Source organism: Streptomyces sp. SCSIO 30461, assembly GCF_037023745.1.
In the GTDB taxonomy this organism is placed as follows: domain Bacteria; phylum Actinomycetota; class Actinomycetes; order Streptomycetales; family Streptomycetaceae; genus Streptomyces.
The window spans coordinates 3,744,230-3,770,516 of record NZ_CP146101.1 but is presented as its reverse complement, the minus strand read 5'-3'; the positions used below and the strand labels follow the sequence as shown (position 1 = coordinate 3,770,516).

The window sequence follows — 26,287 nt, the reverse complement described above, 5'->3', positions numbered from 1 at the left end:
AAGAAGAGCGATGCCCGCACGCGCAATGTACGCCATTCGTACGTTACGTGGGGTAGGGTGCGGGATTCGGAGGTACCGCATGTCCGAGTTGTTCGACGCAGTCGACGCACTGGTCGCGTCCCGCGCTGCCCTCCCTCCGCCGGCGGAGCGCAAGCGGCTGCGTGCCGCGCACGGTCTGACGATCGACGAGGTGGCCACGGCACTGAAGGTGCGCCGGGCCACGGTCAGCGGCTGGAGGCCGGTAAGACCGAGCCGCGCCCGCCCGAGCGGGACGCGTACGCCCGGCTCCTGGACAAGCTCGCGGAGCTCTACCCCGCCCAGGACGACTCGGCCTCACCGGTCCAGGACATCACGACGCCGTCCGCCTTCCCCGACACACCCGCATCGGCGCGGACGCGTTCCCCGTTCTCGGATCCGACGGTCGTGGCCGCATCCGAGAACGGCCGGAGCGTTCCGACCTCCGCCGAAGCCGGCGCAGCAGCCGTGCCACGGCCCGGGCGCACCGCCGGACCGTCGGCGGTGCCACGCCGCCCCGGCGCACGGAAGGCGCTCCCGGACCCGGACGGGCCCCCGGCAGGCGGCACCGACCCACGATTCGAGAACGGTCCACTCGCCGTGGTCGATGTCGACAGCTCCGGGCAGGTGTCCGCTTACTGCGTCGGCGGCCTGGTCCTGGACGTGCCGGCCAAGTCGATCCCGGCGTTGGTGGACTGGACGCTGGCCGAGGCCCGACTCGGCATGGCCCGACTGCACCGCAATGGCCACGACGCCGATCCGGTGCTGGTCCTGACTCCGTCCGCGCTGGAGCGCTACGGACTGCCCGCCGCTCTGTCCGGGGAGGAACGACGCGCCGGACGACTCACGGACAGCCACAAGGTGGTCAAGCAGATCCATCGGGCCGGGCTCCGGCTGACCCAGCGCGGGTTCGGGGCGTGGGCACGCATCTATCGCGAGCCCGAAGGCTCCAAACGCCGCTGCGTCCAACTGTGCGTCCCGGCCTGGAACGCCCTGGACGCCCGCGAGTGGGACCGCAAGGACGACCCACGGCTGCCGACGATGCACCCGGCCGACCTCGCCCGCTACCTCGGCACGTACGCGGAACGGGTCACGACACCGCGCGGCACCACAGCGACGACCGGTCTGGAGCTGATGACAGCGCTGCGTCCGCCGACCCGCGCACAGAAGGACGAGGCCACCGGGGAGTTCAGACCGGCCTTCAACGAGGACGCGCTCACCGCCCTGTACGAGGTGGTGGAGTGCGAGGTCCCCGACGAACACCCCATCCTCAAGGGGAAGTTCGCCCGGCACCATCTGCGTACCCCCGCCGAGATGCTGATGGAGGAGCCCTACGACTGGTGCCGGCCGCTGACCGATGAGGAGTGCATGAACCCGTTCCTGGTCGCGGTCGACGTCAACATGTCCTTCGCCGCGGCGGCCAACGGGCTCACGGTCGGGCTGAACGGGCCGACCCGCATGAGCGGCAACCCGAAGTTCGATCCGTCGCTGCCGGGCTCCTGGTTGGTCGACCTGTCCCATGTGGACCTCTCCCGCGTGGACGTCGGCGGCCGGACGGTGGACGGCGACCGGCTCCCGTCCCCGTTCACTCCAAAAGGCGACCGCCCCACAGGCCCGGCCTGGTACGCCACACCGACCCTCGCCTACGCCAAGGAACTCGGATTCGAGGTCGCACCGATCGAGGCGTATGTACGCACCCGGACCGGCCGCTATCTGGACCCCTGGTACAAGCGGCTCCGCGATGCCTACGTCGCGACCATGGCCGACCTGGGCGTCACCACCGACTTGAGCGGCCAGGAGTTCCTCGACGCGATGGCCCGTTCCAAGAGCGTCGACCCGACGATGGCGCTGCTGGCGACCGCAATCAAGTCGACGGCGAAGGGCGGAATCGGCAAGCTCCGGCAGCGCAGCCGGGGCCAGGTGCCCTACTACGAGCCCTATCCGGCGCTGAAGCGGGAAACGTGGCGCCCCGACATCCGGGCCGCCGTGCTGGCGAACCAGCGGATCGGCATCCACCGCAAGCTGGTGAAGACGGCGGCCGCCGACTTGTATCCGGTCGCGATCGGCACCGACGCGGTCGTGTACCCCTCGCCGGGTCCGTCGCCGCTGGACGTCCTGCCGCACACCACGGAAGGCAAGCCGGTGCCGGGCACGTTCCGGCTGGGGATCTCGCCGGGGATGGTGAAGCACCAGGGCACGCAGAGCGTCCTGTGGGCGGAGGAGTTGTTCGAGGAACGCGGCGGCGTCGTCAACGTCGCCAACCTCATCAAGACCGATCCGACCGCCGGAGACGGAGAGTAGGAGCAGTAACAGGTCATGGCGGACTCGCTCGGGGGCAGCCTGGACCGCGCGCTGGAAGGGGCGTTCACCCGCCCCGCTCCCAAGAGCGCCCGGAAGCAGATGGAATACCTGGTCAAGCAGTTGAAGGGCACGAAGGCGGTCGCCCAACTGCTCGGGATGTCCCGGCGGCAGGTGGAACGCTACCTGGCAGGGCAGGCCAAGACGCCCCGCCCGGCGCTGGCCGCCCGGCTGGAGCGGGAGGTCAAGAAGCGGTGGCAGCCGCAGATCCGGGCCAAGGCCCGGAAGAAGGCATCGTCAACGGACGGGGTGGTCGTCTCGACCCGGGCTCGCTTCGGTTTCACCGCCGCACCGGGCACGACCGACGACGCCCGGATCCGCGACATCACCCAGGCCCTGCCGCCCCGCTGGGCGGACCGCCTCTTCACCGCTCGAGAGCAGGGCGCCGACGAGCGCCGGCTTCAGCAGATCGCGGCGGAGGGCCTCGCGGAGATGTACTTCCGCGCTGACAACACCCGAGCGCAGGGCCTCGGAGTGGAGTTCACCGACATGGAGCGGATCGACATCGACCTGTGAGCCTCCGTACGCGGTGGTGCCGATGGACCGCTCGCCTGTGACTTAGCGCTCTGCCTGGCGGGTGAGCGCTTGATTCGGCGAACAGGCCGTACGGCTGTCGTCCGGTGTCGGGACGCGGGCACTGTTCGACGGCGGAACGGTCTTCCAGGTCACACTTCCAGGCCCGGAACGCGGAGAGACGGTGGTCGTCCTCGAAGCCGGGGCGGGAGAGCGCGCCTACCCGTTCGATCGCCTCCCCGGTGCGGGCGGCCTTTCGCTTGGATCAGGCCGGATAACCGGATAAGGGGAACGCGTCTGGTGCCTGAGGCCTCCCCCGGCCTCACGGGGCCGAGGCTTGGGGCCTCCCCCGGCCTCAAGGAGCCGAGGCTTGGGGCCTCCCCCGGCCTCAAGGAGCCGAGGCTTGGGGCCTCCCCCGGCCTCAAGGAGCCGAGGCTTGGGGCCTCCCCCGGCCTCAAGGAGCCGAGGGGACGGATCGCAGGCCCATTCGCCGCACTGCCGAGCGAAAGCTTCGAGCCAATGCCGCGACATATACCTCCTCCCCTACCCCGGAGAGCGGATATAGTGATCATATGGCCGGACCGGTGCCTCCCCCCGTGGGTGCCGGTCCGGCTCATCCCATAGTTGTCGGAGGCCGTGAAGGTGCCAGAACGATGCCTGGCGGTGACATCGGAGCCTCGACGGTCATCGGTCGGATCGGTGGCATTCCCCGCGGTGCACGACCGGGCCGCTCGGAGACAAACCCTCACCGCGCCCCGCACACGGCCGAGCGACACCGGCTCTGCCGCCGCTCCCGGGCAGGTGGCAAGCCGGCGACTCGCAAGAGCGACAGTGCCTCCGAACAATCCATCGGTCAGCGGCACGTCGACCGCGACATGTCCTCGACGGGATCCCCGGCTCGCGGTGGTTGCGTACGCGCAGGAGGCGCCGAACGACGATGTGCCGATGGACAGGACGACCGTCCCGGTCGGCGCCGAACTCGTCCGTTCCGCCTGGCCGCACCCGGCACGCAAGGTGGTGCGGAGATTGGCCGTCGACTGAGTCATGTATGAGAACTCCCGCCATCACCCCGATACCGACCTCCACGCGCCCCGCCAGGAGCTGCGATCGCTGGACCCGAACGGTCGGCACCGGTCCGCCGACTCGCTGTGGACCTCGCTCAGGGAGCAGGTGGCGATCCTCTTCGCCACCTGGTCGATGACCCGGCTGATCCGTCGCGACCTGGGTCTCTCCGGTGTTCGCGACATGCAGGGGCTGATCGACGCGATCGCAGTGAAGCGCAACAAGCCGATCACCGTGACGCAGACGCCTCTGCCGCCTGAGGTATCGGCGTTCTGCGCGCGCGGGAGGGACCGCGACTTCATCGTGGTCGACTCGAACGCGAACGAGCTCACGCGTCTCCACGCGGAACTGCACGAGCTCTGGCATCTGTGGGAAGAGCATCCTGACGACGACGCCACCGGCCGGCCGATGAGTGAGACCACCGTGCGTCAGTTGCTGCCCGGGCTGAAGCCCGGACCGGTGCTCCAGGTCCTGACTCGGTCGCACTACGACAACGCTCATGAGCGCCGGGCCGAGGCGTTCGCCACCGTGATGCTCCAGCGGCACCTTCAGCTGCGGAGCGATCAGAAAAGGACGGGCTTCCTCGCCTCGGCCCTCACGCACAGGAGATCGGGTGTCTGAGCAAACCTCCACCCTCGTCTATCTGATCATGGCGGCGGCAAGTCTCGCGATCGCCCTCTGGAAGGGCATGGCGCTGTTCCGTGATCCGACGCCGACTCTGAGCCTGATCACGACGAACTTCCTGTGCTCGACGGCCATCTACGTGATGGCCGCTCCCTCGGTGTACGTGGTGATCGGGGAGGCGACCGGCAACCCCAGCTTCGCGACCCTCCCGGTATACATCGGCATCCTGGTCTGCTTCGCCCACCTCCATCTCCTCACCTTGCTGTGGAGTCCGATGCAGCAGCGGAGCCCGGCCACTCTGCGTCGACGGGTGACGCGTTGGGCGGCGCTCTACGGCCTCGCCGCACTCCTGATGGTCGCCACCTTCTGCTCGGCCGATCTGTCGGAGCCGGCGGATCCGCTCAAGTTCAACACGAACAACGCACGTGACCCCGTCACATTGCTCTTCCTGGCGGTCTTCCTGTCCACCCTGACGTGTTCGACTCTGAGCACCTTCAGGCAGTGCCGCGGAGTACGGCTCGACGACCCGCGGCTCCAGCACGCCGTGCGTGCTTTCGGGATCGCGATGCTCTTCGTCTTCGGTTACGTGGTCTGCAGTGTGCCGGCGGTCGCGTTCGCCGCCTCGGGCAGTCATGCGCTCGACGACGTAGGCGTCTGGGGATCCTCTTTCGGAGTGCTGGGCACGCTGATCGCCAGTTACGGGCTGTGCGGCGCGGCGGTCAGCGCCTGGCTGAAGGAGCGGCGCGACATCAGGGCGTTGCAGCCGTTGTGGGACATCGTGGTAGCCGGTGTGGATCCGGAGCTCGCGTTCAGTGCCACCAGTGCCCGCAGCCACCGACTGGCGGCGAATGTGACGTTCAACCTCCATCGCAGGGTGATCGAGATCCTGGACGGTATGCGCGTTCTTCGCCCGTGGGTGAGATCGGAACCCGTGGAGGCCGTGTACACCTTGCAGGAGCGGTCGGTCCACGAGGACGTCTGCACCGCCCGCCCGGTCCCTGAGCGGGAACTGCGAGCCATCGCCACCGCCGCCGCCCTGCGCGACGCGGCTGAGCGGCTCCAGACCGCGCAGCGGGGCGGCTCCAGCCGGCCTCAACCCCCGGACACTCCCGCCAGGCACCTCCTCGGGGAGGACACGCCCGCAGCAGACGAACGCGACCGGCTCCTGCACATCGCGCGAGTCCTGACGCATCCTCTGGTCGACGCGGCTCTGCAGGAGGTACGCGGCGATGGCGTCGCCGCCGCGACACGTGTCGGGAGAGCGCCGTAACCCGTCCTGGAGCACCGCTCGTCCGGTGCGCTCGGGCATGCCGCCGTGCGGTTGAGCACCGCACGATAGTGTCCCCGTGCCGCTGTTTGCGAAGGTGGCCAGGTGATCGGCGCGACGCGGCGCCGAGTCAGTCGAGTCATGGGCACATATGGGGGATTGTGTGCGACGAACGGTCGTCTTGGGTGGGAGCTTCGCCGGGCTGCTGGCCGCCCGCGTCCTCAGCGATCACGCCGACGAGGTCGTCATCATCGAGCAGGACGGGCCGGCGGTGGACGGCACGGGCCGCGGGGCTCCCCATCGGCAGCAGCTTCATGCGCTGCTCTCGATGGGGCATGTGCAACTCGAACGGTGGTTTCCCGGCATCACCGATGAACTCATCGGCGCCGGGGCGCGTCTGGGCGCCGGGACGGAGGTCCAGTTCTACGTGGACGGGGTCCTGAAGCCACCGCTGCCCCGCAGCCGCATGCTGGGCGCGACACGGACTCTGCTGGAAGGCCGTGTGCGCCGGCGGGTCCTGGCTCTCCCGAACGTCGTCCTCCGGCCCGGCCGGGCCGGAGATCTCGTGTTCGACGGAAGCCGAGTGTGCGGTGTGCGGTTCACCTCCGAGGGTTCCCCTCCTGCCACGGCGGCTGCCGGAGAGAGCCTGGCCGCAGACCTCGTCGTCGACGCGATGGGCCGGGCTAGTCGGCTCTGCGCATGGCTGGAGCGGAGGGGCTGGGCCGCACCGCCGCTCGACCGTATGAGGATCGACCTCGGCTACGCGACAGCGGAGTTCCATCGTGGCGACGAGCTCCCGGACACGGTCATCGCCCACTCCGCTCCCGGACCGGCCAGCGGGTACCAGCCGGCTGTCTGCGAGCCGGGGGCGCTCGCCGCGGTCGAGGGGAACCGCTGGAGCGTGGTGCTGGCGGGGTACACGGACCACCGGCCCGGCCGCGACCCTCATGAGTTCCGTGCGCGCATGCGGCGGTGCGTCGCTCCGCTTCGCGAAGTGGCGGAGCATTGCTCGATGGACGGGGACGTCCGCACATTCCCCTTCCGTGAGAGCCGGCGGCGGAACTTCGCGCTGCTGAATCGATTCCCCGGCGGCCTGGTGGCGGTCGGTGACTCGGTGGCCTCTGTGAATCCGATCTACGGGCAAGGCCTCACCCTGGCCACTCTGCAGGCTTCGGCGCTGTCCGCGTACCTGCGGAGCGGCGCCCGGGTCCATGAAGCCGCGTGGGGCTACTTCCGCAGGGCAGGTGTGGTGGTGGACGCGGCCTGGCAGGTGTCCGCGACCGCCGATCTCGCCCAGCCGCATGTGACGGGCCCGTACCCCCGCGGATACCCGCTCATCCGCTGGGCGGGTGACAGGATCGCGGCAGCTTCCGTGATCGATCCTTTCGTGAACGGCGCTTTCATGGACGTGGTGCACATGCGCAGCCATCCGAGGGCCCTCACCCGGCCGTCCTTCCTCCTGGAAGTCGCCCGGGTCATGCTCCGCAGCTGAGACCAGGCAGCCATCCCCGCACCCCAGACCCCTACGAAGGAAGCGAGCACGTCGTGCCAACGTGGTCCAGCACCCTCGATCAGGCAGGAGTCACGCAGTCCCTGCTTCGCCACGACTTCACCGAGCAACGCCGGCTGGTGGCCCGCTTCGCGCGAGCCGAGTACGTGGCAGTGCGGCTGCTGCTGCCGGCCTCGGCCATCCCTGATGTCATCGCCGCCACGGCGTTCATGCACCACACCGACAACCTCATCGACCAAGGCCCCCCGGTCGAACGGCTCGCGGCCCTCGTGGACTGGGAGCAGCGGGTGCGTGCGGCCCTGGACAGCGGTTCCACCGATGAGCCTGTGCTTCGAGCGCTGGTCGACACCGTGGGGCGGCGCCCCGGGCTGCGCGGGTATGCGAAGGACTTCCTCGCGGGCGCCCCTGCAGAGGTGAGGTGGGAGAGCTTCGCGACAGAAGACGCCTTTCAGCGCTATGTCGACACCTATTCACACCCTGCTTTCATGGTCATCGCCGGCCTGATCGGCCCCGCATCGGGGCAGGACGCCTACACGAGCGGGTGCCGCACGTTCATCGAGGCGAGCCAACGGCTCGACTTCCTGGAAGACCTAGCCGATGACCTGCGCGACGGCCGCATCGGCATTCCGCTGACAGCCCTCGCGCAGTACGGATTGTCACGCGCCGGACTGGAGCAGGAGCCCGCCCCCGACCGCGTCCGTGCACTCGTCGAGCATCAGGTGGCACTGGCCCGCCCGCGCTTTGCCGAGTCGCGTCATCTGATGGAACTGGTGGAACCACGGAACAGGCCGTTCATGAGGACTCTGGTGTCCCTTCAGGAGCTGCGATTGCGCCTGGTGGAGGAGGCCGGTCCCGCGCTGCTCCGCAAGTCCCCCCGGATACCGGTCGCCGGGGCGCTTCGCCTGCTGGCACGGGAGTACCGCGCTGCCCGCGTCATGAAGTAGCACGCCTCCATGCGCCCGCCGGGCGGCTGCCCATCGAACGCCCAGGGCATGGCTCGGCCGTTCGGCGCCGCCTTTCAGCAGGGCGGCAGGTCAGCGTGCCCTGGGCCCGGTGTCGTCGCCCGGGTGCTCGGGGTCCGGTCGCACGAGCCCCAGCACACCTTGGATCAGCGGAAGGATTCGGCGCCTGCTCTTGGGGGTGAGGGCCAGCATCGTGTCGGTGAGCTCGCGGACCTCTGGGTCGTCCCGCCCCGGGTCCGGTTGGTTCAGCGCGAAGGTGAGCGCGGCGCGCAGCTCGTCGCCCAGCCTGCCGGGGGTGGCGTTGGACGCGCTGCTGCGCATGGCCAACTGCGTGATGCCCTTGCCTTTCAGTAGAGCTGTGTGGGTGAGACTGTCGTGTACCGGTTGCAACGCCCTGCACAGCGCATCGCGGTCGCCCGCGGTGAAGAAGCCTGGCGGAACCTCGAAGAACCTTTCCAGGCCTCCGAGGACCTTGAGGCCCGGCATGCGCTCGCCTCGCAGCATGTAGCCGACCTGGCCGTGGGAGATACCCGCGCCCGCGGCGATCTCGTCGTGGCTGTACTGCTTGCCTCCGGGCTTGAGGCGCGTCTCGCGGAGGAAGACGAGCCGCTGCTGGAAGATCTCCGGAAGGCTTCTCGGCTCCACCTGTCCGCCACGGAGCATCGTCCGCACTCGGTCGACGGGGATGCCGGTCCTGTGGGAGATGTCGTCAAGCTCGATGACGTCGCCGTCCAGGCCCAGAACCGCGAGTAGTTCGTCGATCGATGCAATGACCTGAGCGAGATCATCCGCCTGCGCTGCATCAGGGGCGGCATCCATGGCCGTACGGTCTCCTGGTTCGTGGGCGGCGAGGACCGACCGCATACGCGCGGCCGCTTCGAGGCTACCCGCCCCGACCAGCCAAGTCACGCACACCGCAACAATAATGGCGGCGACATCTTGCGCAGCCGGAGGCTGCGGCCACCCGACGGGCACCTTCACCACAATTGTTGACAAGGAAGGCCCTGTGCAGCAGGATCATTCACGTCGCAGATCGCCTGGCGGTGTCTCGAACAGGCCACCACCAGCACGCATCGGCGGGAGTTCGTTCACTCCGTCGCCGCATGCCGCAGTACCGCGGTCGATTCTGATGGAAGCCGTCACGTCAGGCTACGGGGGTCTTGACGTGGCAGTTGAAGGTGCACGACTCAACAGGCCCGTCAGGTCATCGGCCGCATCCGCGCCGGCCTGCATCGCAATGCAGGTCGGCGCCATGGCGTCGCGTTCACGAGATCTGGAGGGACTCCTGCAATGCCGCTGCGCTGGGAAAGGACGAGCCCTGGGGAGCGACTCGCCCCGCTACCGTTCAGCCGCTTGAGTCGGGCGGCCACCTCTGCGGCGAGCACGGCCACGGCACTCCGTCCAACACCAAGGCGCCTGATAGATCTCAGTTTCGGTGAACGCCCTGTTGTAGTCGGCCACCTCTGATTCGACCGCGCGTACCGCGACCACCCGCTACCGCAGCGCGTGCCGTGCGATCTGCTCCTCGTGGAACGCGGCGAAGACGGGACTGAAGGAGGGCTCGTCTTCGACACGACGGCCACCCGGCGCGCCTTGGAAGGCACAGGGATCGAGCCCGGTCGTGGACGAGGAGTTGTTCAGGGTCTACGTGGACTACTTCGTCGGATCCGGATTCCAGCCCGCTCCCGATGGTCCGCACCTTCGCGGGACGCGACGGAGCACCATGCCGGGGCGCCGACGTCATGACCGTCGAGGTGGCCTGAACCGTCGGGGGGCGCCTGAGCCGCGCGAACGCAAATCCCCGTGGTGCTAGTAGTGCTTGGTCAGGTTGGTGCGCGGGTGGGTATGCCGCGGTGGCAGGTGGGGCAGGCGCCGGTCCAGGTTGCGAGGAGTGTCTGCAGCTCGCGGACGACCTGGTACAGGCTCAGGCCGGCGCCGTGTCTTTTGGGGCATGGGCCAGTCGCTGCAGGGTGCAGAAGGCGTGCGCGACGGAGACGAGGGTGACGTGGTGGTGCCAGCCGCCCCAGGTGCGGCCTTCGAAGTGGGCCAGGCCCAGGGCCTGCTTCATCTCCCGGTAGTCGTGCTCGATCCGCCAGCGGAGCTTGGCCAAGGACCACGCGCGGGGCGCGGGTTGGCTTCTGGTCCTGTTCGCACCGCTCGCCCTGCCCCTGCTGGTGATCCTGACCGTGAAGTACGGGGAGGCCGAGCTCTGGCTGTCCGGCACGGCCGGCCTGGTGTCCGCGGCGCACGCGGCCCCGCGCGCCGCAGAGTGGCGCCGGACACGGGCCGGTGGGCTGCGGGCGACACCGCAAGAGGTGGTGCTCGCCGCGCTCGAGACGGCGTTCGCTGCGGTGTCCGCCGGGTTGGTCGCGGTCGCCGCCGCCACGACTGGCTCACCGTGGCGCTGGCTGCTCTGTGCCGGCCTGGTATCCGTGGCCGCGGTGTGCATGGTGAGCGTTCGCGTGGCCAAGCGGGCGGCCGAGCGCGGCGTCCCGACCTCGCAGCGACCGGCCTTCGAGGAAGTCGTTTCCCTCATGGCCGAGATGGGCGAGATGGGCGAGATGGGCGAACAGGATCGTGCGGCGGTGCGTGAGGACCTGGACCTCGCCCTGGAAAGGCTCGCCGAAGCGGGCGTGATCAGCCGACTCAACTCGCCGAGGCGCACCACTCCCCGCTGGGAAGTCTCAGGCGTCGGCTCTGGGCGTGGGAACGGTCTCCGGCCCGTCAGGCGCGTTGAGACCGGAGGGCGGCACCGGCCCTTCGCGGTAGTCTGCGGTGGGGTGCTCGGTCCGGAGCGGGACCTTGCTGATCGGATCAGGTCTGCCCGGTGCGGAGCTCGTCGAGTTGTTCCGCGAGAGCCTTCGTCTCCGCGACCAGGTGCTCACGCGCCTCTTCCTGGGACCGGCCTCCCTTGGTCTTGAAGCCCTTTCCGAAGTGCGGTTCGAGTTGGGTCCACCAGCCGTAGTCGAGCATGGCCCAGGCTTGCGGGCACAACGGTGCCCGGGTTTTGGGCAGATAGCCGGTGTCGACCAGGGGGGCGTGGTACTTCCCGGGATCGCTCCCTTCGAGGTAGCAGAGGAAGTTGAAGACACGCTGCTGCGTGACGGGGTGATCGCTGGAGAATCCCTCCAGCGTCAGTTCGCCCTCCTCGCGGGCGAGTTCGTCGAAGAGGACGGCGGTCGCCAGTGAGGGGGCGGGTCCGACCTCGTTGACGGTGTAGAAGGACGCGAAGCCGTCCGCGGCGTCCTCCTCGAGACCGAGGTTGGCGAGCAGAAGCTGGCGTTGCAGCGCGTGGCCCATCTCGTGACCGAAGATGAACTGGGTCGACTGTGCGGTGAGGTCGTCGGCGTTGTAGTCGGCTTCCGGAAGCAGAGCGGGGCGTTTGACGGTCTTGGTCACCTTGCCGAGGACGTCATGGATCTGCTTCAGGAACCGCGGCGGGAGGTAGATCGTCCGCCCGTCGGGCTGGGTGACCGCGTCCGTGACTCCGGGCGGTACCTGGGGCGTGACTTTCACGATCAGGTCGTGGGGTAGGGCGACGGCGGTGTTCACCCAGTCGGCGAGCTGTTCGAGCACGCCGGACTTGCGTACCACTGCCACGGTCTGGCGCTCTTCGGGTGGGCTGGTGGCGTCCTGGTAGACGACCGTGACCTTGCCGTCCGTGGCGGCTTCGCCCACACCTCCGCAGGCCGTGGCCGCTGAACCCGTGACGAGCAGCGCGCAGGTGAGGCCGATGGCGGACTTGGCCGTGGCTGGCACTGGTGGGCTCTCTTCCGTGTCGGAGTGTCTCAGTGGTGTCCTACCTCGATGGCTGTGTTCGCCGGGAAGCCGAGGCTGCCATTACCCAGCGGTGCGGCGAGGCAGACCACGAGCAGAGCGCGCATGCCGTAGTCAATGAAGCGCTCCCGTATCTCGGTCAGGAAGAGAGTGGAGAGGCCCCATGGCTGCCCGAAGAGGACACGACAGGGCGTCGGGGCCGCCTCGGGTGTGTCGATCATTCGCCTCCACCGTCCGCCGGTTGCTCTGTGCCGCAATTGTGGCGGCGACTCAGGCCGGAGGGACGGTTCCGGGCCCCGGACCCGCACACGGTCCCCTGACCGGCGTACAGAGCGGGGCTCGGAGAACACCGGGAAGCGGAAGGGCGGGGCACATGGCGTGCCTCGCCCTTCCGCTCCATGAACGCTCCTCTCGGGTCACCCCGTGCGAGGCCGCCCGGGGAGGGGACGGTGCCACGGCTTGACGGTCACGGTGACGAGTGCCCTCGTCGCGGTCGCGCCACACGAGTCGGTGGCGACGGCGACGAAGGTGTGCTCACCGCGTGTGCCGGGGACACGTGCCTGGTTGGTCCACACCCACACACGCACACACGGCTACGGCGTGGAAGCGACCCGCGCCGCGTGGGGATGCGGGCCCTCGGCCTACGCCGACGGCATGCCCCACGCAGAACGACCGGCCTCCTCAGGCGTCAGTGACGCAGGGCAGACGTGGTGGTGGTGCCGCCGCAGCGCAGGTGGTCGGCGGTGACGGGGGCGCCTTCGGCGACGTTGCGGTCGTATGTGACCTTCCTGACCACGACGGGCTCGGAGCCGACGAGGATGTCGAAGACGTCCCCGGGCCGCGGGTCCGCCTTGAACCGTGCTCCGGGGAGGGCTGCGGCCAGTGTGGCGGCGTCCGCCTCCTGCCCTGCCGGGTAGGTGATGACCGGGGGTCCTGCGGGGCGTGCGGCCGGGGCCGACGCGGAGGTGTCCGTCACGACGAACTTGTTGCGGCGCAGCGCTGCGGCGACGGTGGCGTCGTCGACCCGTACGTTGATTCCCGCGGGGTTCGTCTCGGCGCGGGTGCGGGGGACGGGGAGGATACGGGTGTCACCGGTGATGGGCCGGTCGGCGCTCAGTGCCTCCCAGAGGGCTCGGGAGCGGGCCTTGTGCCACAGGAGTGTGGAGCCGACGCCTGCCACCCGGTGGTCGAAGTCGGAGATCGGTACGGTGGCGAACTCGGTCTGCGCGGGTGACATTCTGCCCAGTGCCCAGCCGATGCGGACCAGGTCGGTCAGACTCGTCCGTTCGTCCGTGCGTACGGACTGGAGAAGGGTCCGGGCCGTTCGCGCGGTGCTCACCGGGTCGGCGAGAGCGCCCCGGACGGTCAGGTCCTCCAGCATGGAGGCGAGCAGGCGCTGCTGGCGGCGGACACGGCCGAGGTCCCCTGGGCGGTTGATGTGCCGGGCCCGGGCGTAGCGCAGTGCGCCGTTGCCGTCGAGGCGGTGGGTTCCCGCGGTGATGTCGAGGCCGGAGTTCTCGTCCTTGAGTGGCTTGTCGGTGCACACCGTCGCCCCGCCGAGGCCGTCGACCGTCTGCTCGAAACCGGTGAACCCGGTTTCGAGGTAGTGGTCGACGCGCAGACCGGTGGCCTTCTCGACGGTGCGTACGGCGAGCGGGCCCCGGCCGATCTTGAACGCGCCGTTGATCTTCGCCCAGGGGCCGGGGTCGGTGGAGCCGGCCGGGGTCGCGTACTGGACGTAGCTGTCCCTGGGGATGGAGACGATGCTGGCGCGGCGTTCGTCCTCGGAGAGATGCACGAGCATCATGACGTCGGTGCACTCGCACCCTTTGCCACCGACGTGGAGCCGCCGCTTCTCGTCCGCGGACAGGCCGGCGCGGCTGTCGATGCCCACGATCAGGATGTTCGTGCCGCGGCCGGCGGGCTGGACCTCCTGCTCGGCGGTGGAGCCGGACTGCTCCGGGAGCAAGGGCGCGCCGGCCAGGGAGGACAACAGGGCCAGCCCGACGGCGAGTCGGCGCATCGCACACCCCCGGATGAGAGGTAAGGGAACAAGTGCGACCGTAGCGTGATGCGGTCCCGCGGCGGTGTCACGGGGCGATCGGCGCGCCGTCGGGGCCGTAGTGGTCACCCACGTTGTCCAATGCCGGGTTGGTACGCCCGGCCGGTCCTCGCGCGAATGCCCGCAGGAGGTTCGATGTGACGGTGCGGGTGAAGTCGCCGGCGCGGCCGTCCAGTCCGTGGTTCGCGCCTTTGCTGCCCTGCCCGGTCGCTTTCAGTGCCTCGACCCAGCGCATGGTGCCTGTGGCGAAGAGGCCGGCGCCGCCGTTCAGCGAGCAGTAGGCCATGTCGGCGTGCGAAGGACGCCCTTTGCACACAACAGGTGAATGGGCGAGGATCTCCAGTGGCCTGGGCGTGGGACGTGCCGGGTTCACACGGTCGAATTCGACACCGACGAGGTGGGGGAAGGAGTCACCCGGTCGGGTGCCGGATCCTTCGAGCAGCCAGTGGTCCGGGTGGGAGACCACGAGCGGCGCATCGACGGGGTAGCCGTCGTAGAGCACCCCGAGCAGGGAACTCTCCGGCTCCGAAGCGGGTTTGCGGCGGTAGTCGTTGGTGGGTGGCAGCCCCTGGCGGAATCCCGGGTCCTCGGCGTAGTCATCCTTGTAGCAGACCACGAGCCGGTCGGTGCCGACGGTCGTGGGCTCGAACCGGATCCGCCGGTAGCAGCAGTTGGCGCCGAGCACGGCCAGGTTCATTCCTCCGTCCCGTGCCGCGGCCACGTGCTGTCGCTGTTCGGGCGACCAGTACTCATCGTGCCCGAGCGACAGCATGGCCACGGCGCCGTCGAGCAGCCGCGCCTCACGGGCGATGTCCACTCCCGTGGCATAGGCGAGCGGCAGGCCCATCCGCTCCGCCAGCGCGACGAGCGGTGCCTCGTAGACGAAGTACTGACCGGCGCCGTACGCGTTGGCGTAGGGGCGGTCGAAGGACACCGCCAGTGCACGCGACTTCTTCTTGCCGTCGGCGCCCTTGTAGAGGTCGATGCCGCCCCAGGTGTTGTACGCCTGCCAGGTGGCGACCGAGTTGACCACCATCACCCGGCCCGCCGCGGACGAGGAGCGGATGGTCAGCGGCACATAGCGTTGCCCTTGTCCTTCGCCGGCGTCGAGTCTCAGCAGATAGCAGCCTTCCGGCCAGCCGGATGTGTCCACCTCCAGCGTGCGCCGCCAGTCGCAGCGCACCGTCCTCGTCCCCTCCGCGATCGACGGGGGAGTCTGGGCGTTGCCCCGGAGCCTTCCCGAGCGCCAGACGAGACGGGCCAGTGCACCTCCGTACCAGCCCATCCGGTAGGCCGACACCGTGAAGGTGGCGGCCGTGGTCGAGACGCGGAGAGCGGCAGGCCGGCCGGCGGGCACACTCGCCTGCTCGGCGAACCCCTCGATGGCATGCGGTGGGCCCGGCTGGACGATGCGCCAGTCGGAGGCTCCGGGGCGGCGGTTCTCCTCCCCCACATCGAACGCCTGCCCTCGATCTTCGCGGGAGTCGACGACGGAGGTGGAAGGCGTTCGGTGGCCTGCCGTCACGAGAGCGGCGGCAGCGAGTCCCAGTATCCGCCTGCGCTCCGGGGACCGCGGGCCCACCGCTCCGGGAACTCCGCCATCATGCTGAGCCATGGCACTCCTCAGCCGCTCGGCCCCGTGCTCTCCTCCTGTTGTAGTGCAGCGGTCCGCTTGCTCCCGGCATCGGCCCCGTCTCGGCGCGCCCGGCGGTACTCATGGTCGGGGCGGTGTCAGAGGTGGGTGAGCAGGAGATCCAGCGGCCGGGGTACGCGACCGAGATCCAGATGCGCGGTCAGTGCCCGGGCGTAGAGCACCTTGCGTCCGCTGTGCGTACCCATGAATCGCCGCAGTTGGTGTTCGATGGGGCGGGTCCGCTGGGCCGGCTGGCCCTGGAAGGTGCGGAAGGGACGGATCTCGCCCTGGGCCTCGATCACCTGCCGCACGCCCTCGGCTCCCAGGGCGCGGATCAGTTCGTCCTCCAGGTCCGCGTCGCACACGCGGAACCCGAGCGCCTCCAATCCGGAGGTCGTGAGACCGGACCCGATTCCGACCCTTTCCAGGTGGCGCCGGAAGTGGCGTTCCTCGCCGATGTCACAGAGCCCGGCGACGGGCAGGCCAAGCCCGGGTGGGCCGCACACGTCGAGGAAGCGCCCGATGTTCGTGGCGCCGCCGAGTGGTACGACCACGATGCCTTCCGCATCGAGGTCACGGCCTCGGCGTTTCGATCGCGGCCTGATCGCTGCCTCCTTCGACGAGCACGACCGTCCGTACGCCGCGAGCCAGTTCCCGCGCCGCCGATGCGGACGCGGCCGCGTCCGCTCCCCCGGCGGCCCATGCGGCCAGGACACGGCGGAATCGCCTCGACTCGTCCATGCCACCTCGCTTCCCCCGGCGTTCATGCTGGCACGGCGGGGATCAACCGTGCACATGGGTTTTCAGGCTGGGAAGGCAGAGCGCGGGCCGGGCTGGGCCGCAGAGCGAATCACAGTCGAGCAGAAATCATCAGCTCGCAAGACATTCGGACATTGATCGCATAGAGCGCACAGTGGGGCGCTTGCTCCGTTAGCGTTTCCGGCGTCCGGCCACCGGCCACCGGCCTCAGCGGACGGCTGGGACGGTCCGGGTGGCGGCATGCCGAATGGGGGCGAACGGGTGCGGGTACTCGCGCAGCGGTACGAGTTGGTGGAGACAGTGGGCCGCGGCGGGATGGGTGAGGTCTGGAGTGCGACAGACCGGGAGCTCGCACGTCGTGTCGCCGTGAAGGTGCTGCCGCCGGAACTCACCCGGTACGAGGAGTTCCGCAACCGCTTCCGCCGCGAGGCGCGTACGGTCGCCTCGCTCAGCCACCGGGGCATCGCGGTCCTCCACGACGTGGGCGAGGACACCGAGAGCGGCGAGGAGGGTGAGACCACGCCGTTCCTGGTCATGGAGTTCATCGAGGGCCGCACCCTGGCGCAGTTGCTCTCCGACGGTCCGTTCGCGGTCGAGCGCGCACTCGCCGTCGTGCGGGACATCACCGACGCCCTCGCCCACAGCCATGGACGCGGGCTGGTCCATCGGGACATCAAGCCGTCCAATGTGATGCTCAGCTCCGACGGCGACGTGAAGATCCTGGACTTCGGCATCGCGAAAGTCATCGCAGAGACCTCGACCCGGCTGACCGTGACGGGAATGGCCGTCGGAACCCCCGCGTATCTCTCCCCTGAGCAGTTGGAGGGCCGGCTCGTCGACGGCCGCTCCGACGTGTACTCCACCGGCTGCCTGCTCTACGAGCTCCTCACGGGACGGCCCCCCTTCATCGGAGACTCGCCGTTCGCGGTGATGAACCAGCACCTCAGCAAGGAACCGCTCAGCCCGTCGCTGCTGCGCCCCCAGATCCCCGCGCAGGTGGACGCCTTGGTCCTGCGGGCGCTGGCCAAGGGCTACGAGCAGCGGTACGCCAGTGCGGCCGAGATGCGGCTGGCGCTGACCGAAGCCCTGGAGCGCCGCCCTGCGGCGGCGCGTACCGCGGCCATCGGACCGGTGCAGACGGATACGGATACGGAGACGGCTCCCACCGAAGCCCAGGCGCAGGCGCCCACGCGGACGGCGGTCCCGCTGGCCCGAGTGTCACCGGAGACCGTGCTCCCCGTGCCGCCGGCCTACGCGCCGAACGCGGCGATCGCGGGCGCGGGCACGGGAAGCGCCGGTGCGACACCGACGACTGCGGACACGGTCGTAGCAGGTGTCGCACCGGCAACCGCCAAGCGCCGATGGTCAGTGCCCTACGACCGCGTGGTCGGGGCGTTCGGCATCCTCGCATCCGGCTTCGCGGCGCTCGCCATCGCGGAACCCGCCTACGCGGTGGCATGGGTGGCCGCCACCGTGCTCGGTCTTGGCGCATGCCGCTGGCTTCCCCTGACCTCCGCCCTGCTGTGGTGGGGCGCCGGAGGGCTGGTCTTCGCGGGCATCGAGGCCGGTGGCCGCGGCGAGGGGTACGACTACACCTCCGTCTCCGAGTCGGACTTCGACAGCACCCTCTACTCCTACAACCCGGACGACGGCTCGTACACGGAGCTTCCCGAGGACTCGTATGGTGACAGCGTCTTCGAGAAGAACTACGACGACACCTACAGCTCCGCGTCGGGCGAGACGAGCTACTACTACGACGAGTACGCCGGCCATGAGGCGCTGGGCCTGCCCGTGCTGCTGCTCGCGGTGCTCTGCCTGGCCAGAGCCCTGCATCCACGCCATCGATCGGTGGTCGGGGGCGTCTGCGGTCTCACCCTGGCCGGGCTCGGAATCGGCTGGCTGGCCTTCGACACGGCCCCGCAGACCGCTGTGTACTCGGTCGCATGGGGCTTGGTGATCGCAGGGTCCTCCGTCACCGAGGTACGGCAACGGCGCTCGCTGCGGTGGAGGAGAGCCGATGCCCGCCCCTGATGCGCTCGGCGTCCGGGTTTTCGAATTCTCCCCGGCCGATCATTCGACACATCATCGGGTTGTCGAGATGCATACGCGATTCCCCTATCTTCATCTCAGCGGCCGGGCGGGTGAACCCATACGGCGGCACACGCAATCAACGGACATGACGTCACGCACAAGGGAATGCGGCGCAGCCAACCGAGTGCAGCCACTTGGCAGGTGACGAAATATGCGTCCCCGTTCGAAGCGCCTCGCAGCGGCAGCCGTACTCGCCCTCTCGTGCCTCACGGGTTCCGCGTCCGCGAGAGAGGACCTCACCACTCTGGACCGGGGAAAAGGCAAGGACCGCACCATTGTCATCCACCTCGAGACGGCGGGTACCGGAAGTCCGACGTTCCTGCCCGATGCAGAGGAATGGGCCACGCCGTCGGCGGCCGGTCCTTCGCCACCGAGGGGCCTCCTTCACAACGGTCAACCCTACGACGTGCGTCACCGCGAGCGTGACGCCGGCACCCCACCCTCTGCCGGGGTAGCTACGCCCTCCCCAACGGTGAGATCACATGGGAGCATGCGCAGTTGGACTCGGACGCCACCCCGTACGACGTGGCCATCACGGGCGGTACCGGCAACCGCAAAGGGGCTCGCGGATACGTTCGTATCGAAAACACCGAGGAATTCGTCGGCGACTACTACCTGCACATCATTCTGTGAACGACTTGGTTCGCGCTTTCCCGAGATTGATTCGGGCGATGGACGAGCGCAAGAGCGAAGCCCCTGACACCGGGGTGGCAATCGAGATCAGCCACCTGGCGTCAGGAGCTTCGCCATTCCCGACAGTGCTTTCGCGGCGGCTTCGATCAGCCCTGGTTCTCCGTGTGGTCCGTTTCGATCTGGTTGACCTGAGCGCGCAGGATTTTGCCGCTGGTGGCGTCGACGTCGACGTTCGCAAAGCGCCAGTCGTTCTGGTTGACGATGTCGACGGACCAGACGGGGGTGTTGTCACCGCTGTCCAGATGGACGTCGGTGACGGTGCCCTGCTGCTTGTCGGTCGCGGTCTTGACCGCCTGCTCCGCGGTGACCTGGGCCTTGGCCAACATCCCGGCGACCGCGCGCTTGTCGTCGGCGTCCTGGTCGGTCTCCGGCTCGGACTGGAGCACCTGGCCGGACACCGCGTCCACCAGGACCCGGTGCACGGTGCCGTCCGCGGTCGCCACGTCGGCGGCCCACTCGGGGCTGCCGGGGCTCGGCGCGGGGCTGACGGTGCTGCCCCGCTGAAAGCGGGTCAGGTCGATCTCGACCAGTTCGCTCCCGGAGACCTCGCCGACCGCGATGCTCGCCGCCTTGTCCCACGTGATCTTGGCTGCGGGGAGCAGAGCCTTGAGTTCGGCAAGGTTGCCGTTGTCCTCGGAGGTGTCACCAGGGCTGGGAGAACTGCTGGCGTCGGCGGTCGGTGCCGCCGCCGAGCCCTTTGTCCCCTCGTCACCGCTGCACGCGGTGACGAGGAGGGCGCTGCAGACGAGGACACAGGTGGGAAGCGCGGCGCGCAGACGAAGCGTGGATGGCGATACGTTCATGTCGCCACGCGTAACCACCGATTCCGCTCGACAGACCGACCGCCCCGAACATCACCCGATCGTGTCTGCTCTCCAGATCAGGAGGGCGTTGTCGGCTCGAGCCGCCACATCCGGTGGTCCCAGCCGATGTCCTCGCGGGCGCGTACGTCCAGACCTGCACGCCGCGCCAGGGCCGGTGATGTGGTCGGTGTCGCGGATACCGGGGCCGAACGCGCACTTGAGCCGAAGGTGGTGCAGGACGGCGTCGATGCCGTCGAGGTCCGCCGCCGCGACCTGCTCCGACAGCAGGAGCGTGCCGTCAGCGGTATGGGCGGCGGCTGCCTTGGTGAGCACTCGGACGTCGTCGTCCGGCAGTCACTCCAGCCGGCGCGACATCAGCAGGGTGCCGGCGGAGCGCGGCGGTACGGGACCGGTCCCCGGCACGAGGGAGAAGGCCGCCGACACCGACGACAGTCGGGCTCAGAGCGAGGGCCGCGCGCAAGCCTGAGTGACGAGAGAGGAGCAGATCTCGCCCGCACGCACGGCCGTGGTCGACAGCAGGGTCGACGTGAGGCCATGGGTGTGTTCCGTACCGCCCTGGAGATAGATCCCCGCGGTCACGTTCGGCACGGTCGCCACCCGGTGGTCGCGACCCACCTCGATGAGGTCCTCCTCGTCGCGCAGGCAGAGTTTGCCGACCTCGCCGAGGTCGTCGCCGAGTCCCCGCGGCTGATAGCCGGTCGCGTGCACCAGCAGATCCGCGGCGAGCACCTCGCGTTCGCCCGTCGGGAGGAACTCGACGGCCACCCGGACGCCGGCAGCGTGTATGTCGACCTCCCGGATGCGGGAGACGTTCATCATGCGAAGGCGCTGCCTGCCCCGGACCTTCTCCCGGTACATCGTGCGGGACAGCGACTGGATCAGGTCCATGTCCACCACCGAGTAGTTGGTGCCCCGGTGGTAGTCGAAGAGCGACCGCTTCACGTCCGGTGGCGCACCGAAGTAGACGTCGACGGCTTCGGGGTCGAAGATCTTGTTCGCGAACGGGCTGTCGTCGGCCGGCGTGTAGCCGTATTTGGCGAACACCGAGCAGATCTCGGCGCCGGGGAAGCTGCGGTGGAGGAAGTCGACCGCCTCGGCGGCGCTCTGCCCGGCGCCGAGGACGACGACTCGGCGCACCGGGGTGCCGGAGCGGAGCAGATCGCCGACTCGGGGCAGCAGCTCGCTGTTGTGCCACACACGCTCGGAGAGCGCGGTGCCCGAGGGAAGACGCGGCTCAAGGCCGGTCGCCACCACGATGGCTCGGGTGCGGCGGACCGTGCGGTGTCCCGGTGAGGCCGGGTCACGGCTGAGGACATCGAACCAGCGGACCTCGCCTTCGTGTGCGACGGGGCGCACCGACACGACGTCCGCGGAGTACTCGACGAGGTGCCCGAGTCGCTCGGCGGCCCATTCGAGGTAGTCGTGGAACTCGATGCGCAGCGGGTAGAGGGTCTTCTGGTTGAGGAAGTCGACGAGCCTGCCCTGGTCGTGCAGATAGGCAAGGAAGCTGAAGTCGCTGGTCGGGTTCCGCAGGGTCACCAGGTCCTTGAGGAAGGACACCTGCATGGTGGCGTCGTCGATCAGCATGCCGCGGTGCCAGCCGAAATGCGGCTGGCGCTCCAGAAAGGCGGCGCGGAACCCTTCCGGGCCCGACAGGCCCGGAGTCGTCGCGGTGCGCTCCTGGATCGCGATGGCGAGTGCCAGGTTCGACGGTCCGAAACCGATTCCCACGACATCGTGGACGTGTTCGCGGTGGTGCTCCCGGTCGTCGTGCAATGTCGTCATCGCGTCATCGCCTCCCCCAAGGGGGTCTCGGTCCCAAAGGGTCATCGGTGCCACCGGAGTGGAGACACGGACTCCCCCGAGCAGACCCATGTTAGATAAGGTAAGCCTTACCTTTCAATGGCTGAGGAGGGCTCATATGCGGGTCGTCATGTTCGGCTATCAGACCTGGGGGCACCGGACGCTCCAGGCGCTGCTGGAATCCCGGCACGAAGTCGTCCTGGTGGTCACCCATCCGAGGAGCGAGCACGCCTACGAAAGGATCTGGGGCGACTCGGTGGCCGATCTCGCCGAAAAACACGGTGTGCCCGTGCTGCTGCGCAACCGGCCGGACGACGAAGAACTCCTGCGGGCGATCGAACGCGCCGCGCCCGACCTCATCGTGGCCAACAACTGGCGCACCTGGCTGCCCCCGGAGATCTTCGGCCTCCCCCCAAACGGCACGCTCAACATCCACGACTCGCTGCTGCCCGCGTACGCCGGCTTCTCACCGCTGATCTGGGCCCTCATCAACGGTGAGACGGAGGTCGGAGTCACCGCGCACCGGATGAACACCGAGCTCGACATGGGAGACATCCTGCTCCAGCGCTCGGTGCCGGTCGGAGCCACCGACACCGCGACGGACCTCTTCCACCGCACGGTGGACCTGATCGCTCCGATCGTGACCGACGCCCTCGACCTGATCGCGTCGGGGCGAGCCGTATGGACGCCGCAGGACACCTCGCAGTCGAGCTTCTTCCACAAGCGCTCGCTCGAGGACAGCCGGATCGACTGGAGCTGGCCCGCAGAAGCGCTCGAACGCCTCGTCCGCGCGCAGTCCGACCCATACCCGAACGCCTTCACACACCATCGGGGCGAACGGATCAGGATCCTCTCGGCGACCGTATCGAAGGGGCGCTACGGGGGCACGCCCGGACGCGTCTTCATCCGTGAAGGGGACGGGGTCGTCATCGTCGCCGGAGCCGAGGCGCGTTCGGGGCACCTTCCCGGGCTCGTGGTCGGTCGGGTGCGGACCGAGGACGGTACGGAACTCGCCGCGTCGGACTACTTCCGCACGATGGGGGGCTACCTGACAGCAGGGCCCTGATCCCCGCCCTCCACCGGTGCGCCGTCCGCGGTCCGCGGCGTGTGGTGACGGCCGACCGGGATCACCATCGGCGCGCCACTGACCGGGTCCTCCCCCACGACACAGCTCAGCCCGAAGACCTCCTCGACCGTCGAGGCGGTGATCACATCGGCGGGCGTACCCTCCCCCACGACGCGCCCGCTCTTCATGGCGATGATGTGGTCGGCGTAGCGGCAGGCGTGGTTGAGGTCGTGCAGCACCATCACGACCGTCCGGCCCTGGTTGCGGTTCAGGTCGGTGACGAGGTCGAGGACATCGATCTGGTGGGCGAGGTCCAGATAGGTGGTGGGCTCGTCGAGCAGCATCACCGGCGTGCCCTGGGCGACCGCCATGGCGATCCAGGCGCGCTGGCGCTGCCCGCCGGAGAGTTCCTCCACCGCGCGGTGCGCGAGCGCGGTCATCGACGTGGCGCGCAGCGCTTCACCCACGGCCTGTTCGTCGGCAGCCGACCACTGCCGCCACCAGGTCTGGTGGGGTGAACGCCCCCGCCCCACCAGGTCGATGACGGTCAGACCCTCTGGGGCCACGGGTGACTGGGGCAGTATCCCGAGCCGCTGGGCCAGCACACGGGTGGGAATGGAGTGGACCGAGCGTCCGTCGAGGTACACGGCGCCCGCCCTGGGCTTCAGCAGCCGCGCGAGGGCACGCAGCAGGGTGGACTTCCCGCAGGCGTTGGCGCCGACGATCACCGTCACACGGCCCGCAGGGATCGCCACGTCGAGGCCGTCCACGACGACCCGTCCGTCGTAGGCGAGGCGCAGTCCGGACGCACGCAGGTCCGGTCCCGCCGCGGGCGGTCGGGGGCTTCCCGTCTGCGTACTCGGTTCGGCCGTCCGCGTCGCCGTTGCCCCGCTGTGCCTCTCGTACGTCGATGACACGTTGTCAGCCTCCTGAGCCGGCACGGTTGGCACGGATGAGCAGCCACAGCAGTACGGGTGCGCCGAGCACACCGGTGACGATCCCGACCGGCAGCTCCGTCCCCGGGACCACCTTCCGGGCGGCCAGGTCGGAGAGCAGTACGACGAAGGCGCCGGTCAACCCCGAGGCCAGGGGCGGTGGGTGCACCGTCCCCGCCAGGCGCTGGGCGATCTGGGGGGCGGCGAGTGCGACGAAGGCCACCGGGCCGGCGGTGGCCGTGCCGAAGGCCACCAGGCCGACGGAGCACAGCAGCACGGTCACCCGGACGGTCTGCACCCGCGTGCCGAGGCCCCGGGCGACATCGTCGCCGAGTTGGAGCGTACGCATCAGCCGTCCGAGCAGTGCCGCCGCGGGGAGCAGCACGGCCAGCGTGAGGGCGAGCGGCCCGATCTGCTGCCAGGTACGGCCGTTGAGGTTGCCGACGAGCCAGCCGAGCGCCGCGTGGGCTTCGAACTGCCTGCCGCGCGCGAGGAGGTAGTCGGTGGCACTGGTGCAGATCCAGGCGACGCCGACGCCGACGAGGACGATCCGGTATCCGGTACTGCCGCGCTTCCAGGCCAGCAGGTACACCACAAGCGCGGCGGTGAGCGCGCCCAGCAGCCCCAGGGCCTGGGTCCCGAAGCCGGGATCCCAGCCGAGGACGATACAGGCGACGACGGCGGTGCCGGCGCCCTGGGTGATGCCCATCAGATCGGGGCTCGCCAGCGGATTGAGCGTCATGGTCTGGAGCAGGGCTCCGGAGACGCCGAAGGCGATACCGACGAGCAGCCCGGCCAGCACACGGGGCAGGCGCAGTTCGTGCACGATGAGCTGGGTGCCCGGGTCTCCGGAGCCCAGCAGCGCCCGCAGTACGTCGGAGAACGGGAGAGGCGTGTCCCCGACGGCGAGGCCGACCCAGAACAGCGCGGCCGTGGCGGCGCCGAGCGCGACGCAGACGATGAGCAGCCGGGGGCGCAGCACACCCGAGACGGGTGCGACGGACAGCCGGTACGTGAGTCGGCCCGGCGCACGGTCGAAGCGCCGCCTGGCTGGTGCGATGTCGGTCGTCATGGGTCACAGCTCCGCGGGTCCCGGTCGGCGGCGGCGTACCATCGCGATGAAGAACGGCCCTCCGATGAAGGCGACGAGGACACCCGCCTGGATCTCCTCCGGGCGGGCGATGAGGCGTCCAGCGATGTCTGCGGCGAGCAGCAGGCTGGGGGCGAGCACTGCCGAGAGGGGCAGCAGACGGCGGTGGTCGGGGCCGATTCCCGTGTGCCGCGCGAGGACGCGGGCGATGTGTGGGACGACCAGGCCGACGAAGACCACGGGGCCGATGACGGCGACGGCACCACCGGTGAGCAGGGTGACGGCCACGACTCCCTGGACGCGGACCGAGCCGACGCCGAGCCCCAGGGACCTGGCGACGTCCTCGCCGAGTGCGAGGCTGTTGAGCCCGCGGGCGCAGGCGATCGCGAGTACGCCACCGACCAGCAGGAACGGCAGCACTCGCAGCAGCACCTGCTGGTTCTGGTCGGCCAGTGAGCCCGCGGACCAGAAGCGGTAGCGGTTGAGGGCGTCGGGGTCGGTGAGCGCGACGGCGCTGGTGAGGGAGAACAGCAGGGACGTCACGGCGACACCGGCGAGGGCGAGTTTGACCGGGGTGGTGCCCGAGCGCCCCAGTCCGCCCAGCAGATGGACCAGGACACTCGCGGCCAGGGCTCCGGCGAAGGCGAACCAGATGTACCCGTAGACCGAGCCGAGGCCCAGGACCCCGACGGAGAGCACGACGGCGAAGGCGGCACCGGCGCTCACCCCGAGGATGCCGGGGTCCGCGAGCGGGTTGCGGGTGAGTGCCTGCATCAGCGCACCGGACAGGCCGAGGGCGGCCCCCGCCGCGAGGCCGAGTACGGTGCGCGGGAGTCGTACGGACCAGATCACGTCGTTCACCCGGGAGTTGGGCGGGTTGCCGGCGAGGGTGTGCCAGACCTGGTCGAGCGGGACATCGAGCGCTCCGTACGCCATGGACAGGGCGCACAGCGTGAGCAGCAGCGCGCTGGTGAGCGGGAGCAGCAGTGCGGCCCGACCTCCTTTCGCCGTGCGGGCGGGAGTCGACGTGCCGGGCATCCGCAACCTCCGCTCTGCCGTGGGCTTTTCGTCAGGATCCCGAGGCGCTCGATCCCGATGACAGGCCTCCAGTCCGATACAGGACGAGTGTGGCCGGAACTCCCCTCTCCGGGGAAGCCACCGACCCTCTGTGAATTAGGTAACCCTTACCTTAGTATGTCGCCGATCCCCCGGCCACGCGCCGGGACTCGACCTGTTCGGGGAG

Annotated in this window: 19 protein-coding genes and 3 pseudogenes; 9 read left to right on the top strand and 13 right to left on the bottom strand. The window is 69.4% G+C overall.

What is annotated here, in order from left to right:
* Window positions 1-79: 79 nt before the first annotated feature.
* The 6 genes and pseudogenes from tap (at window position 80) to V1460_RS16470 (ending at window position 8,293) form a co-directional block, all read left to right on the top strand.
* Window positions 80-2,316 (top strand): annotated as a pseudogene (gene tap, locus V1460_RS16495) (telomere-associated protein Tap).
* A 15-nt stretch (window positions 2,317-2,331) separates the two neighbouring features.
* Window positions 2,332-2,889, top strand: coding sequence for a telomere-protecting terminal protein Tpg (tpg, locus tag V1460_RS16490; RefSeq protein ID WP_338674468.1), 558 nt, complete (start codon window positions 2,332-2,334; stop codon window positions 2,887-2,889).
* A gap of 1,041 nt (window positions 2,890-3,930) precedes the next feature.
* Window positions 3,931-4,569: a hypothetical protein gene (locus V1460_RS16485; protein WP_338674467.1), complete on the top strand. Its 639-nt coding sequence runs from the start codon at window positions 3,931-3,933 to the stop codon at window positions 4,567-4,569.
* A complete protein-coding gene (locus V1460_RS16480) occupies window positions 4,562-5,842 on the top strand; it encodes an MAB_1171c family putative transporter (protein WP_338674466.1) in 1,281 nt (426 codons plus the stop codon). The genes V1460_RS16485 and V1460_RS16480 overlap by 8 nt, the downstream gene beginning before the upstream one ends.
* A gap of 160 nt (window positions 5,843-6,002) precedes the next feature.
* Complete coding sequence (locus tag V1460_RS16475; RefSeq protein WP_338674465.1) at window positions 6,003-7,331, top strand: hypothetical protein; 1,329 nt, start codon at window positions 6,003-6,005, stop codon at window positions 7,329-7,331.
* Window positions 7,332-7,384: 53 nt separating this feature from the next.
* Window positions 7,385-8,293, top strand: a complete 909-nt coding sequence (locus tag V1460_RS16470) for a squalene/phytoene synthase family protein (RefSeq protein ID WP_338674464.1) — start codon at window positions 7,385-7,387, stop codon at window positions 8,291-8,293.
* A 90-nt stretch (window positions 8,294-8,383) separates the two neighbouring features.
* Here V1460_RS16470 and V1460_RS16465 read toward each other — a convergent pair whose 3' ends face one another.
* The 7 genes and pseudogenes from V1460_RS16465 to V1460_RS16435 all read right to left on the bottom strand — a co-directional run bounded on the left by V1460_RS16465 (window position 8,384) and on the right by V1460_RS16435 (window position 16,524).
* Entirely contained in the window at window positions 8,384-9,130 is a 747-nt protein-coding gene (locus V1460_RS16465) for a helix-turn-helix transcriptional regulator (RefSeq protein WP_338674463.1), read from the bottom strand.
* Window positions 9,131-10,235: 1,105 nt separating this feature from the next.
* Window positions 10,236-10,421: pseudogene (locus V1460_RS16460) on the bottom strand (IS701 family transposase); the annotation flags it as partial.
* A 704-nt stretch (window positions 10,422-11,125) separates the two neighbouring features.
* Window positions 11,126-12,070 carry a DUF4344 domain-containing metallopeptidase gene (locus tag V1460_RS16455; protein ID WP_338674462.1) on the bottom strand — a complete coding sequence of 315 codons (945 nt, stop codon included), beginning with the start codon at window positions 12,068-12,070 and terminating at the stop codon, window positions 11,126-11,128.
* Between the two features lie 29 nt (window positions 12,071-12,099).
* Window positions 12,100-12,309: a hypothetical protein gene (locus V1460_RS16450; RefSeq protein WP_338674461.1), complete on the bottom strand. Its 210-nt coding sequence runs from the start codon at window positions 12,307-12,309 to the stop codon at window positions 12,100-12,102.
* A gap of 467 nt (window positions 12,310-12,776) precedes the next feature.
* Window positions 12,777-14,111, bottom strand: a complete 1,335-nt coding sequence (locus V1460_RS16445) for an LCP family protein (RefSeq protein WP_338674460.1) — start codon at window positions 14,109-14,111, stop codon at window positions 12,777-12,779.
* 67 nt (window positions 14,112-14,178) lie between these two features.
* Complete coding sequence (locus tag V1460_RS16440) at window positions 14,179-15,765, bottom strand: N,N-dimethylformamidase beta subunit family domain-containing protein (RefSeq protein ID WP_338674459.1); 1,587 nt, start codon at window positions 15,763-15,765, stop codon at window positions 14,179-14,181.
* Window positions 15,766-15,881: 116 nt separating this feature from the next.
* Window positions 15,882-16,524: pseudogene (locus tag V1460_RS16435) on the bottom strand (TOPRIM nucleotidyl transferase/hydrolase domain-containing protein).
* 258 nt (window positions 16,525-16,782) lie between these two features.
* On the opposite strand from V1460_RS16435, the gene V1460_RS16430 reads away from it, so the two are divergent.
* Window positions 16,783-18,573, top strand: a complete 1,791-nt coding sequence (locus tag V1460_RS16430; RefSeq protein ID WP_338674458.1) for a serine/threonine-protein kinase — start codon at window positions 16,783-16,785, stop codon at window positions 18,571-18,573.
* Between the two features lie 558 nt (window positions 18,574-19,131).
* Window positions 19,132-19,266, top strand: a complete 135-nt coding sequence (locus V1460_RS16425; RefSeq protein WP_338674457.1) for a hypothetical protein — start codon at window positions 19,132-19,134, stop codon at window positions 19,264-19,266.
* Between the two features lie 146 nt (window positions 19,267-19,412).
* Here the strand turns inward: V1460_RS16425 and V1460_RS16420 are convergent, their stop codons facing one another.
* From V1460_RS16420 to V1460_RS16410, 3 genes are all read right to left on the bottom strand, one after another.
* Window positions 19,413-20,129: a PepSY domain-containing protein gene (locus V1460_RS16420; RefSeq protein ID WP_338674456.1), complete on the bottom strand. Its 717-nt coding sequence runs from the start codon at window positions 20,127-20,129 to the stop codon at window positions 19,413-19,415.
* A 51-nt stretch (window positions 20,130-20,180) separates the two neighbouring features.
* A complete protein-coding gene (locus V1460_RS16415) occupies window positions 20,181-20,462 on the bottom strand; it encodes a hypothetical protein (RefSeq protein WP_338674455.1) in 282 nt (93 codons plus the stop codon).
* 126 nt (window positions 20,463-20,588) lie between these two features.
* On the bottom strand, window positions 20,589-21,935 hold the full coding sequence (locus tag V1460_RS16410; protein ID WP_338674454.1) for a SidA/IucD/PvdA family monooxygenase: 1,347 nt from the start codon (window positions 21,933-21,935) through the stop codon (window positions 20,589-20,591).
* A 136-nt stretch (window positions 21,936-22,071) separates the two neighbouring features.
* On the opposite strand from V1460_RS16410, the gene V1460_RS16405 reads away from it, so the two are divergent.
* Window positions 22,072-23,019, top strand: a complete 948-nt coding sequence (locus tag V1460_RS16405) for a methionyl-tRNA formyltransferase (RefSeq protein ID WP_338674453.1) — start codon at window positions 22,072-22,074, stop codon at window positions 23,017-23,019.
* On the opposite strand, the gene V1460_RS16400 is transcribed toward V1460_RS16405, so the two are convergent.
* From V1460_RS16400 to V1460_RS16390, 3 genes are all read right to left on the bottom strand, one after another.
* Entirely contained in the window at window positions 22,998-23,834 is an 837-nt protein-coding gene (locus tag V1460_RS16400) for an ABC transporter ATP-binding protein (RefSeq protein ID WP_338678074.1), read from the bottom strand. The genes V1460_RS16405 and V1460_RS16400 overlap by 22 nt on opposite strands.
* Window positions 23,835-23,940: 106 nt before the next feature.
* Window positions 23,941-25,026, bottom strand: a complete 1,086-nt coding sequence (locus tag V1460_RS16395; RefSeq protein ID WP_338674452.1) for an iron ABC transporter permease — start codon at window positions 25,024-25,026, stop codon at window positions 23,941-23,943.
* A 3-nt stretch (window positions 25,027-25,029) separates the two neighbouring features.
* A complete protein-coding gene (locus V1460_RS16390; RefSeq protein ID WP_338674451.1) occupies window positions 25,030-26,082 on the bottom strand; it encodes an iron ABC transporter permease in 1,053 nt (350 codons plus the stop codon).
* Between the last annotated feature and the right edge of the window lie 205 nt (window positions 26,083-26,287).